The following is a 13,274-nucleotide window of genomic DNA, read 5'->3' as shown; positions in this document are numbered from 1 at the left end:
TACTCCGACTACAGCGATTGGCAGCGGACGCTGCTGGGTTCCGCCGATGACCCGGAAAGCCTGCTGAACCGCCAACTGCACTACTGGACAACGGAACTGGCGGGACTTCCGGAGGTTTTGGCGTTGCCCACCGACCGGCCCCGCCCGGCCCGCCGCGAGACGACCGGTGCCGCAGTGCAGTTCGAGATCGACGCGGACCTCACCGCGCGACTCGCACTCGTCGCTCGCGCGCACGGCACCACACTGTTCACCGTCCTGCACGCCGCCTTCGCGGTACTGCTGTCCAAGCTCTCGGGCAGCGCCGACATCGCCATCGGCGTCCCGGTCGCCGGTCGCGGTGCGAAGGAGCTCGACGACCTGATCGGCATGTTCGTCAACACCGTGGTGCTGCGGACGGAACTCGATCCGCGCGCCGGTTTCACCGAAATGCTGCGGCAGGCCCGGGATCGGGATCTCGCCGCGCTCTCGCACGCGGACTTACCGTTCGAGCAGGTCGTCGAGGCCTTGGGCGGGGCGCGGTCCAGCGCCTACACCCCGCTGTTCCAGGTGATGTTCACCTTCCAGAACCTGGCTGCCGGGCGCATCGCACTACCCGGTCTCGAGGTGGAGGTGCTGGATCTGGCTCTCGCGGAGGCGAAGTTCGATCTGCATCTCACCGGCATCGAACGGTTCACCGCCGACGGCGCCCGCGATGGCCTCGATATGCGGTTCGGTTTCGCGACCGACATTTTCGACGCGCAGACGATCCAGCTGTACGCCGACCGGCTGCTGCTGGTGTGCGCCGCTATCGCCGCGGAGCCGGCAATCCCTGTGCGGGCCATCGACATTCGTACCGAGGCGGAGCGCGGTGCGCCCGCAGCAGCACAGCAGGAGCTGGCGCTCGCAGACTTGCCCGAATTGGTCTCTACCGCAGCCGGTTTCGCGCCTGATGGCGTCGCGTTTACCCACGGCGCGCGCACGGTGTCCTACCGCGAACTGGCGGCGAAGCTCAGCACCGTCGCAAAGGCGATGGGCGCGGCGGCCACCCCGGGAACCCTCGTCAATGTCGCTCTCGCCGGGCTCGTCCCTGGTGTTCTCGCCGCACTCGGTGGCGATGGCCTCGCGCAGGCCACTCGCGCCTTGCTCGCCGACGCGCACGCCGTGGTCACACGGCCGGCGCGGGTTATCGATTCGGAAGGAAACAGCTGATGTCGCAAACGGATTCGGCCACCTCCAGCGCCCAGGGCGCCCGTATCGAGCCACGCCCGCATCCGGCGTTGCGGCGGGCCTACGGCCTCGATGACCTGCCCGGACTCATCGCGACCGTCGCCGAGCTGGCGCCGGACCGAGTCGCGTTGCGCCACGGCGACACCGCGCTCACCTATGCGGCCTTACACACCGAGATCGCGGTGCTGGGCGCGGCCATGGGCGGCGGGCTGGGCGCGGATGTCCTGGTGTCCGTGGTCGTGTCGAGTCAGCTGCCCGAGCTGCTGGAGTCGACCGACGGAGCCCTCGGCGCGGTGCTCACCGCACTCCTCGACGACGCGCTGACAGTGGCCGGCCCGGCGCTGGCGGCCACCTTCGCTCCGGCCGAAACACTGGTGAGCGAGTTCGATGCGCAGGTACGCCGGACACCGGACGCCGTCGCGCTCGAATCCCGCGGCTCCACAATGACCTACGCCGAATTCGAGGCTCAGGTCGACGCGCTGGCACGCCACCTGGTGCAGCTTGGTGTCGGACCGGATGCGCTGGTCGGGTTGGCGGTGCGCCGATCGTTCGAACTGTTGATCGCGATGTACGCGATCGTCAAAGCCGGTGGCGCGTACGTTCCGATCGATCCGGAACATCCGGCCGAGCGGATCGGCTATGTGCTGGAGGTGGCGGCTCCGGTGCTGGTGCTCACCACCACTGCTGACGAACCGCCACTGCCCGTCGGCGTGCCGGTGCTGCATATCGACGAATTCGAGTACACGGATACGGATTCCGTAGCGCTGCCTGTGCTGGATCCCGACAACATCGCCTACGTGATCTTCACCTCCGGCTCGACCGGGAGGCCGAAAGGCGTAGCCGTATCGCATCGTTCGATCGTCGCGAACCTGCACTGGCGTCAGCGCATGTACCGGCTCCGCGAGACCGATGTGGTCCTGCAGAAGACGCCGTTCACCTTCGACGTGTCGGTGTGGGAGTTCTTCTGGCCGCTGCAGATCGGCGCGCGGCTGGTCATCGCCGAGCCGGACGGGCACCGCGACCCCGGCTACCTGGCGCGCACCATCGCCGAAACCGAGGTCACCGTCGCGCATTTCGTGCCGTCGATGCTCGCGGTGTTCGTGGCCGAGCCGCAGGCGGAGGCAGCCGCTGAGCCGCTGCGTCTGGTGTTCGCCTCCGGCGAGGCGCTGCCCGCCGCGACGGCGGCCGCGTTCCGGGAGGTCAGCGGCGCGACGCTGCACAACCTGTACGGCCCCACCGAGGCGGCGGTGGACGTCACCGCGCACGAGGTGACAGCAGAGGACGTCACCACCGTGCCCATCGGCGTCGCCGCCGACGACACCGAACTGCTTGTCCTGGACGACAATCTGCGGCCGGTGCCCGGCGGTGTAGTCGGCGAACTGTACCTATCGGGCGTGCAACTGGCCCGCGGTTATGTCGGGCGGCCCGGGCTGACCGCGGATCGCTTCGTGGCGAATCCGGAGGGTGCGCCCGGCGATCGCATGTATCGCACCGGTGACCTGGCGCGCTGGGTGACCGACCCGGACGGCGGCCCCGCGGAATTGGAGTACCTGGGCCGCACCGACTTCCAGGTGAAGCTGCGTGGCCTGCGGATCGAACTGGGGGAGGTCGAGGCGGCACTCTCCCGCAGCCGGCAGGTCGCCCAGGCCGCTGTGACGCTGCATCGGCACGCGGGTGGTGACCAGCTGGTCGGCTACGTGGTGGCGGCCGCAGGCGTGGTGCTCGACACCGGCGCGGTGCTGGACGAGGCGCGTAAGCAGCTGCCGGAGTACATGGTGCCGGCGCTGCTGCAGGTGCTCGGCGAAATGCCGTTGAACGCGAACGGCAAGCTGGACCGCCGCGCCCTGCCCGAACCCGACTTCGCGGACAGCACCGTCGAATACCGGGAGCCCGCAACCGATGCCGAACATGCGGTGGCTGAGATTTTCGCGGATCTGCTCGGCAAGCCGCAGGTCGGTGCGGACGACAACTTCTTTACGCTGGGTGGCAATTCGCTGCTCGCCACCCGCGTGATCGCCCGCGTTTCCACGGCCCTGGGGATGGCTGTGGATGTTCGCGACTTCTTCGATACGCCGACGGTGTCGGCCCTCGCCGCGCGCGCCGGGACCGCGGCGGCTCGCCCGCCGCTGGTCGCCGCCGCCCGGCCGGACCGGATTCCGCTGTCACCCGCGCAGCGGCGGATGTGGTTCCTGAATCGGTACGGCTCCGGTGCGCACACCACGGCTGTGGACAACATTCCGCTGGCCCTGCGCCTGCGCGGCCCGCTGGATGTCGCCGCGCTGTCGGCGGCGATCACCGACCTGGTGGTCCGGCACGAAATCCTGCGCACGGTATATCCGCACACCGCGGCGGGACCCGTGCAGGTGGTGCGTGCGTTGCACCCGGCCTTCGACCTGGCCCCGCGAGACGTACCCGCCGACGCGCTCACCGCCGCCGTACTCGAAGTTGCGACACAGGGTTTTGATGTCGCCGAGGAAATCCCGATGCGGGTGCGTCTGCTCCGCAGTGCCGCCGACGATCACACGCTGGTGTTCGTCGTGCATCACATTGCCGCCGACGGTGTTTCGCTGGGCCCGCTGATGCGGGACCTGGTCACGGCGTACACCGCGCGCGAGAGCGGTCGGCTCCCCGCATGGGAACCGCTGGCCGTGCAGTACGCCGACTACGCGCTGTGGCAGCAGGCCGTCCTGGGCGAAACAGCTGATCCGGACTCGGCCACCGCCCGCCAGCTCGCCTTCTGGCAGACGGAATTGGCGGAACTCCCCGCCGAGCTCACGTTGCCCACCGACCGGCCGCGGCCCGCCACCGTTTCCTACCGGGGCGCCACCCACACCTTCGCCCTCGACGCGAGCCTGCGGACAGCTGTGGACAAAACCGCACAGCGCTGCGGTGCGACGCCCTTCATGGTGCTGCACGCCGCGCTCGCCGCACTGCTGGCCCGGTTGTCCGGCAGCACCGACATCGCCATCGGCACGCCCGTGGCCGGGCGCGGCGATCGGGCCCTCGACGACCTGGTCGGCATGTTCGTCAACACCCTGGTGCTGCGCACCGAGGTCCGTCCTTCGCTCACCTTCGCCGACCTGGTCGCGCACGCCCGCGAGCGGGACGTGCGCGCCTTCGCGCACGCCGACATCCCGTTCGAGCAGCTGGTGGAAGCGTTGAACCCGGCCCGGTCCCAGGCCCGGCATCCGCTGTTCCAGGTGGCGCTGTTCATGCAGAACATGGCTCCGGTCGCCCTGGCGCTGCCGGGCCTGGAGACAGGGCTGGTCGATTTCGAGTCCGGGTTCTCGAAATTCGATCTGCAGCTGACGCTCACCGACAATGACGGCGGCTACCGAGCCGAATTCACCTACGCCACCGATCTGTTCGATGCGGCGACGGTCACCGAGTTCAGCGCGAAATTCCTGCGACTGTTGCGCGCGGCGGTCGCGGACCCGGCCACGGTGGTCGGCGATATCGAATTGCTGGACGCGGGTGAACTCGACTACGTCACCGCCAGCTGGAACGCCAGCGGGCACCGGGTACCCGACCGATTCTTGCACGAGGGTTTCGACAATCAGGTTCGGCGGACTCCCACGGCGGTGGCGCTGCTGGCCGACGCGGATCCGCGGGACGGATTGACCTATAGCGAACTCTCCGATCGGGCGAACCAGCTCGCCCGCCTGCTCATCGCGACGGGCGTCGGCCCGGAAGCCCTTGTGGTGCTGGCGATACCGAGGTCGATCGAGCTGGTGGTCGCCATGTACGCGGTGCTGCGAGCGGGCGGCGCGTACGTGCCGGTTGATCCGTCGCATCCGGCCGAACGCATCGGACACATCCTCGACACCGCGCAGCCGCATTCCGTATTGACCACGCGCACTGCGGGATTCACCGCCGCGACGACCGTGCCGGTGCATTACGTCGATGACCTCGATCTCGCGGAGTACTCCGTGGCCAAGATCGGCGACCGGGAACGCCAGGCCCCGCTGCACCCTGAGCACCCCGCCTACGTCATCTTCACCTCGGGCTCGACGGGTAAACCGAAGGGCGTCACCGTCAGCCACCGGGCCATCGCCAACCAACTGGCGTGGATGCACGACGAATACCGCCCCCACACCGGGGATGTGTACCTGCAGAAGACCGCGGCCACCTTCGACGTCTCGCTGTGGGGCTACTTCCTGCCGCTGCGCGCGGGGGCCACGGTGGTTCTCGCCACTCCCGACGGCCACCGCGATCCGCGGTATATCGCCGAAACGATCGTGCGCCACAGCGTGACGCTCACCGACTTCGTGCCGGCCATGCTCTCGGCGTTCGCGGCACACGCCGAGACCGGCGAACTCGCCTCGCTGCGCGATGTTTTCGTGATCGGTGAGGCGTTGCCGCCGGAGACGGTGGCCGCCTTCGGCGCGATCTGCGATGCGGGACTGCACAATCTGTACGGCCCCACCGAGGCGGCGGTGTCGATCACCTACCGCGAAGTGACGGGTGCGGATACCGGTTCGGTGCCGATCGGTGAGCCGGAGTGGAATTCGCAAGTGTACGTGCTGGATTTGCGGCTGCATCCGGTGCCGATCGGGGTATCCGGCGAGCTGTATCTGGCCGGTGACCAGCTGGCCCGGGGCTACCACGGCCGAGTCGACCTCACCGCCGACCGCTTTGTGGCGAACCCGTTCGGTTTCGGTGGCGAACGCATGTACCGCACCGGCGATCTGGTGCGCTGGACCCACGATGGCGAGCTCGTCTACTTGGGCCGAGCGGATTTTCAGGTGAAGTTCCGCGGACAGCGCGTCGAACTCGCGGAGATCGAGACCGCGTTGCTCGCGGCGCCGGAGGTGAGTCAAGCGGCGGTCCGGCTGATCTCCGCCGACACCGGGGACTACCTGGCCGGTTACGTCATCCGCACACCTGGAGCCGAATTGGATCTCGAGGGGCTGAGGCAGCGGCTGTCCCAACGGCTTCCGGCGTACATGGTGCCGACCGCACTGGTCGAGCTGCCCGAGTTCCCGTTGAACACCAGCGGCAAGCTGGACCGCAACGCCCTGCCGCTGCCGGTATTGCAAGCCAAGGCATTCCGGCCGCCGGTCGACGCCGCCCAGCGACTGGCCGCGGCGGTGTTCGGTGAGGTGTTGCGGGTGCCACGGGTCGGCCTGGATGACGACTTCTTCGCCCTCGGCGGCAGCTCATTGGACGCGACCCAGGTCACCGCGCGCGCCGGCGAGGCCGTCGGGGCCCGGATTCCGGTACGGACCCTGTTCGAAGCTCCCACTGTGGCCGCGTTCGCCGCCGCGGTCGACGAGCTGAGCAGATCCGGTGCGCCGAGGCTGCCGCTGGGGCGGCGGGAACGCCCGGAGCGGATACCGCTGTCGCCCGCGCAGCAGCGGTTGTGGTTCCTCAACCGCATCGAAAGCCAGGACGGCGGCGCCGGCCTGTACAACCTGCCGGTGGTGCTGCGGCTGCGTGGCCGGCTCGACGTCGGCGCACTGGAACGGGCCGTACTGGACGTGCTGGCCAGGCACGAGTCGCTGCGCACCTACTGCCCGGAGCACGAGGACGGGCCGTACCAGGCGATCCTGGACGCCGCCGACATCGGGCTCGGCTTGCACGCGGTGCAGGTCGCGCGCGCAGAGCTGACCGCGGCGATCAGCGCCATCAGCCGCGCGGGCTTCGACGTCACCACCGAAATCCCGTCGCGGGCAGCGCTTTTCCTGACCGACCGGGCCGACGACGCACGCGGACTGCCCGGCGACGAATACGTGCTGGTGTTCGTGGTGCACCACATCGCCGCCGACGCACTGTCGATGACACCGCTGGTGACCGATCTGGTGCGCGCCTATCAGGCCCGTTTGCTCGATCAGCAGCCGGACTGGGACGAATTACCCGTCCAGTACGCCGATTACAGCCTGTGGCAGCGGGAGCTGCTCGGGTCCGAGGAGCGGATCGGCGATCCCGCGCAGCAGCAGTTGCGGTTCTGGCAAGACGTGCTCGCCGGATCGCCCGCGGACCTGCCGCTGCCGACGGACCGGCCACGACCGACCCGACCGGCGAATCACGCTGCGGCCGTGCACTTCACCGTCGGCGCGACGGTCGCCTCCGGTTTGCGCCTGCTGGCCGAAAGGCAGGGCGCGACCCTGTTCATGGTGCTGCACGCGGCCTTCGCGGCGACGCTGGCCCGGCTCGGCGGCACCGGTGACATCGTGATCGGCTCACCCATCGGTGGCCGCGGCGAGCGGGAACTCGATGCGCTGGTCGGCATGTTCGTCAATACGCTCGTGCTGCGGACGCCGGTCCGGCTCGACGTCCCGCTCACCGATCTGGTTGCCACCGTCCGGGATTCGGATCTCGCGGCATTCGGCAATGCCGATCTGCCGTTCGAGCGGCTGGTCGATGCCATGGCGGTGGATCGCAGCACCGGGGCGCATCCGCTGTTCCAGGTGATGTTCAGCTTCGGCGGCGCGGGTCTGGAATCGGGAAACTCGTTCGAGGTGCCGTGGTTGACGGTCGAGCCGATCGAAATCGAGGACACGACAGCCAAATTCGACCTGCATCTAGTGCTCAACGAGCATTCCGACGCCACGCTCACCGGCAGTCTGCGCTACGCCACGGACCTGTTCGATCCCGCGACAGCCGTGGCGTTCGTCGCCAGGCTGGAGCGGATGCTCACCTCGGTCGCGAGGGTGCCGGAGGCGCTTGTCGGTGATATCGAGCTGCTCGACGCGGCTGAGCGTGCCGACGTCCTCACGCGCTGGAATACGACCGCGCACTCGATAGACGAAAGCCTGACGCTTCCTGGCATGTTCGCGGCGCAGGTCGCGCGCACCCCGGACGCACCCGCGTTGACGTTCGAGGGGACGACTCTGTCCTACGCCGAATTGGCCGCCCAGGTGCATCGCTTGGCACGCTGGTTGATCGACCATGGTGTGGGTCCGGAAACTCTTGTCGCACTGGGTATGCAGCGTTCGATAGACCTGGTTGTCGGGATGCACGCGATCACCATGGCAGGCGGCGGCTATGTGCCACTCGACCCGGATCATCCGGCCGAACGCATCGGGCACATCCTCGACACGGCCGCACCGATCGCGGTGCTCACAGCCGCGGTTGATCTGGATGTTGCTGTGGCACAGGTACGTATCGATCAGCTCGATCTGAGCGAGTACTCCGCCGCGCCACTCACCGACGCCGATCGTCGTGCGCCGCTGCGGGCCGCCAACACCGCCTACGTCATCTTCACCTCGGGCTCAACCGGTAGACCCAAAGGCGTTGCGGTCAGCCATGGCTCGATCGTCAACCGTCTGCTGTGGATGCAGACGGCACACGTCGAACTCGGACCCGGGGACGCACTGCTGCAGAAGACGCCGGTGACCTTCGACGTCTCGGTTCCGGAGTTCTTCTGGCCGCTACAGGTCGGCGCCCGACTGGTGCTGGCCCGGCCGGACGAGCACCGCGATCCCGGCTATCTCGCTGAAACCATTCGGCAAGAAGCGATTACGGCGATCCACTTTGTTCCGTCGATGCTTGCCGTCTTCGTCACGGAGGTGGCAGGTGAGTTGCCGTCGCTGCGGCACGTGTTCTGCTCCGGCGAAGCCTTGGCCGCGCCGGTCGCACAACGGATGCGAGCACTGACCGGCGCCCGGGTGCACAACCTGTACGGCCCTACCGAAGCCGCCGTCGAAGTCACCTGTCACGAGGTGACCGACTCCGATACCACCGGCATCCCGATCGGTGCCCCGGTGTGGAACACCCAGGTCTACGTGCTCGACGCCCGGCTGCGTCCGGTACCGGTGGGCGTACCCGGTGAGTTGTACCTGGCCGGTGCGCAGTTGGCGCGCGGATACCTCGGACGAACCGATCTCACCGGAGATCGGTTCGTGGCCAACCCTTTCGGGCACGCAGGAACCCGCATGTACCGCGGCGGTGACCTAGTCCGGTGGAACGCCGACGGCGCCCTGGAATACCTGGGCCGCACCGACTTCCAGGTGAAGCTGCGCGGGCTGCGTATCGAGCTCGGAGAGATCGAGGCGGCGCTGCTCTCGCTGTCCGCGGTCGCCCAGGCGGTAGTAGCGGTCCGCGACGATCACGGCACTGGCGACCAGCTCGTCGGTTACCTGGTGGCCGCCACACCGCTCGATCTCGACGCCGTGCGCGCCGCGCTGACCGAGCGACTACCCGGTTACATGGTGCCGACTTCGTTCGTCGCGCTCGACGCCTTTCCTGTCAACGCTTCGGGCAAGCTGGATCGGGCCGCGCTACCTGCCCCGGTCACGGTGACGGGTGCGTTCCGTGCCCCGGTTTCCGAAGCCGAATGCCTTGTCGCCGAGACATTCCGGGCGCTACTCGGAGTCGACGAGGTCGGTGCCGACGACGACTTCTTCGCGCTCGGCGGCAACTCCCTCATCGCCACTCAGCTCGCCGCGCGCCTCACCAAAGCCACCGGAACCCAGGTGCCGGTGCGCACTGTCTTCGATGCGGCGACCGTCGCCGCTCTCGCGGATCGCCTTACGCTGCGGACCGGCGCGAACGCGGATACCGTACCGGTGATGTTGCCGCCGCTCGTCCCGCAGAACCGCGACGACGCCATCCCGCTCTCGATCGCGCAGCAGCGGATGTGGTTCCTCAACCGATTCGACAGTGCCAGTGCCGGATACAACATCCCGTTCGCACTGCGGCTGACCGGCGCGCTGAATATCGTTGCGCTGCAAGCGGCTATCGGCGACGTCATCGGACGCCACGAGACGCTGCGCACGATCTACCCCGAACACGACGGCAACGCCACCCAGCTGGTGCTGCCCGCCGGCACCCGCCTGGTCGACCTGGTGGTGCGGACCGTGCCGGCCGCCGACCTGCCCCAGTTGATCGCCACGGTCACCCAGGCCGGATTCGATGTCACCACCGAGGTGCCATTGCGGGTACGGCTGCTGCAACTGGACGACGGCAGCGCTCGCCCGGAACATGTACTGCTGTTCGTGGTGCACCATATCGCCGCGGACGGCTGGTCTTTCGGACCGTTGACCCGTGATCTGACCGCTACCTACGTCGCGCGCTGCGCCGACACCGCACCCGCCTGGGGCCCACTTCCTTTGCAGTACGCGGACTTCGCGATCTGGCAGCGTGCTGCGCTCGGGTCGGCCGAAGCCGAGGACTCGGTGCTCGCCCGGCAACTGGGTTACTGGAGCGATCGGCTGGCCGGACTGCCCGAGGTGCTCACCTTGCCGTCGGACCGGCCACGCCCCGCCGTCGCGAGCAGCCGTGGCGCCGCCTGCACCGGCCACCTGGATCACGCCCTGCACCAGAGCATTCACGAGCTGGCCGCAGCACACCGGGTGACGCCCTTCATGGTGCTGCACACCGCCTTGGCCGTGCTGCTGAGCCGCCTGAGCGCGACCACCGACATCGTCGTCGGCGCACCCGTCGCCGGGCGTGGTGCGCAGGCCTTGGACGAGTTGGTCGGCATGTTCGTCAACACCCTGGTGCTGCGCACCGAGGTGCGTCCGGACGCCACCCTGGCCGAACTGCTCGCCACCGTTCGCGACACCGACCTGGCCGCTTTCGAGCACGCGATCGTACCTTTCGAGCAGCTGGTCGAGACGCTGAATCCGGCGCGCTCCCAAGCGTATTCACCGCTGTACCAGGTGGCGCTGACGTTGCAGAATCACGCCAAGCCGGACTTCAAGCTGCAACGGCTGGCCATCGCGGCACTCGAGGTGGGCCCCGCCCCGATCCAGGTGGACCTGGACTGGACGCTCACCGACCGCTATGACGCCGACGGCAACCCCGGCGGCATCGACATCCACCTGCACTACGCGCTCGATCTCTTCGACGAGGTCACCGCCGCCGGGTTCGTGGGCGCTTTCGAAAGAGTGTTGCGTGCGATGGTGCGCGACACTCGGACGCTAGCCGGGAATGTCGAACTGATGTCGGTCGCCGAGCGCGGCCTGCTGCTCTCGGACCGCAATGCCACCGCGCGCCCGGTGCTTCGAGAGACCCTCGACGATCTGCTCACCGCCCGGGCCGGAGCCGAACCCGACGGCGTCGCCGCCCGCTATCAGGGCACCGAGATCACCTACGGCCACTTCGCCGCACGGGTGAACCAGCTTGCGCGATGGCTGATTTCGGAGGGAGTAGGCCCAGAGACCATCGTCGGCCTGGCCGCCTTGCGATCCATCGACATGCTCGTCGCGATGTACGCGATTGTGCGTGCGGGCGGTGCCTACCTGCCGATCGATCCGGCGCATCCGGCCGACCGAATCGCGGTTGTCATCGAAAGCGCCGCACCCGCAATGGTATTGACGGTCGGCGGCGCGGAACTTCCCGAACTCGAAGGCGTCCGCGTCGTCGACGTGGCGGCACTGGATCTGTCCGGGTTCGCCGCCGCGACGGTGAACGACGACGAGCGGATCGGCAGGCTGCGCCAGGCCAACACCGCCTACGTGCTGTTCACCTCCGGCTCGACCGGCCGCCCCAAGGGCGTCGCGGTGACCCACCGCGCCATCATGAACCAGCTGCGCTGGCTGGAATACCGGTATCAGGTGACGGCCGCCGACCGCATCCTGCAACGCGCACCGCTGACCTTCGACGTGTCGGTATGGGAATGCTTCCTGCCCATCGCCGTGGGCGCTCCGCTCGTGATCGCCCGTTCCAGTGGGCATCTGGACCTCGAGTATTTCGCGGGCCTGCTCCGCGAACACGGCATCACCATCGCCGAATACGTGCCATCGGTGCTCGCCGCGCTCATCGGCGAAGGCATGGGCGACGCACTGCGCTCGTTCCGGCACCTGCACTGCGGCGGGGAGGCATTGACCGCGGACCTGCTCGCGCAGATCCGCGGCAGCTTCGACGGCGCGGTGCACAACGCCTACGGCCCCACCGAGGCGGCGATCTCGGCGATCTATCACGAGTTCACCGACGCCGACATGGAATCCGGACGCGATGTCGCGATCGGCCGCCCATGCTGGAACACCCGCGCCTATGTCTTGGACGCAAGGCTGCGGCCGGTGCCGATCGGGGTCACCGGCGAGCTATATCTGGCAGGCGACCAGCTGGCCCGGGGATATCACGGACGCTCCGGGCTGACCGCCGAGCGGTTCGTCGCCGACCCGTTCGGCGTCCCTGGCCGCGTCATGTACCGGACCGGTGACCTGGTGCGCTGGAATCGTGATGGTGACCTGGTGTACGTGGGCCGCAACGACTTCCAGATCAAGCTGCGCGGACAGCGGATCGAACTCGGGGAGATCGAATCCGCGCTGGCCGCCGTGCCCGGAGTGGCCAATGCCGCGGTGGTCGTCGCCAAGGACAAGGCCGGATACGAGAACCTGGTCGGATACGTGAGCGGCGCTGCGCTTTCCGCGGACGGTGTCCTGGACGTCGTGCGCGGCCAGTTGCCCGCCTACATGATGCCCGCGCATCTTGTCGTGCTCGAGGTGATGCCGCTGACGACGGTCGGCAAGCTCGACCGCGCGGCCCTGCCCGCCGTCCAATTCAGCGGTGCTACAGCGGGATTCCGCGCGCCCAGGGAAGGCGTCGAATCGGTACTAGCGACGCTCGTCGGCGATCTCATCGGTAGCGACGTGCGTATCGGCGCCGACGACGACTTCTTCGCCCGCGGTGGCAACTCCTTGCTCGCCATGCGGCTGGTCGCCCGCGCCAATGCCACCTTCGGGTCCGGACTTACGGTGCGCGAGGTGTTCGAAGCGCCGACTGTTGCGGAACTTGCTGTTCGAGTGACGCTTTCGGCGCAGCTCGGAACGCGGACCGATCGGGCCGTGCTCGGGCCCCGTGAGCGTCCGGACCGGATTCCGCTGTCGCTAGCGCAGACTCGCATGTGGCTGCTGAACCGGATCGATCCGGAATCGGCGGTCTACAACATCCCCATCACCATTCGGCTGACCGGTGCGCTGGATGAAACGGCACTGCGCGCCGCACTGGGTGATGTCGTCGAACGGCACGAATCGCTGCGGACGGTATTCCCTGCGGATGCCGCAGGTCCGATGCAGGTGGTCCGGCCGAGCGTCGACACTCTGCTCCGCAGCACGGAGGTGCCCGAGGACGGACTGCGGGAGGCGATCCTGCGCTGTGCCGCCGGGGGATTCGACCTG

Annotated in this window: 2 protein-coding genes (both cut by a window edge); both read left to right on the top strand. The window is 68.2% G+C overall.

Annotation, left to right across the window (positions count from 1 at the left end):
- Positions 1–1,188, top strand: partial view of a non-ribosomal peptide synthase/polyketide synthase gene (locus tag IBX22_RS14010; RefSeq protein ID WP_228538976.1) — the 3' end only. It extends 16,917 nt beyond the left edge of the window; the window shows 1,188 of its 18,105 coding nt (coding positions 16,918–18,105); its start codon lies off the left edge, out of view; the stop codon is at positions 1,186–1,188.
- Positions 1,188–13,274, top strand: the start of a protein-coding gene (locus tag IBX22_RS14005) for a non-ribosomal peptide synthetase (protein WP_194816021.1). It continues 13,476 nt past the right edge of the window; the window shows 12,087 of its 25,563 coding nt (coding positions 1–12,087); the start codon lies at positions 1,188–1,190; the stop codon falls past the right edge of the window. Before IBX22_RS14010 ends, IBX22_RS14005 begins: the two co-directional genes overlap by 1 nt.

Origin of the sequence: Nocardia sp. XZ_19_385 (assembly GCF_015355755.1) — a bacterium.
Lineage (GTDB): Bacteria > Actinomycetota > Actinomycetes > Mycobacteriales > Mycobacteriaceae > Nocardia.
The sequence above is the reverse complement of the archived record's forward strand: the minus strand, read 5'-3'. Positions and strand labels throughout refer to the sequence as shown.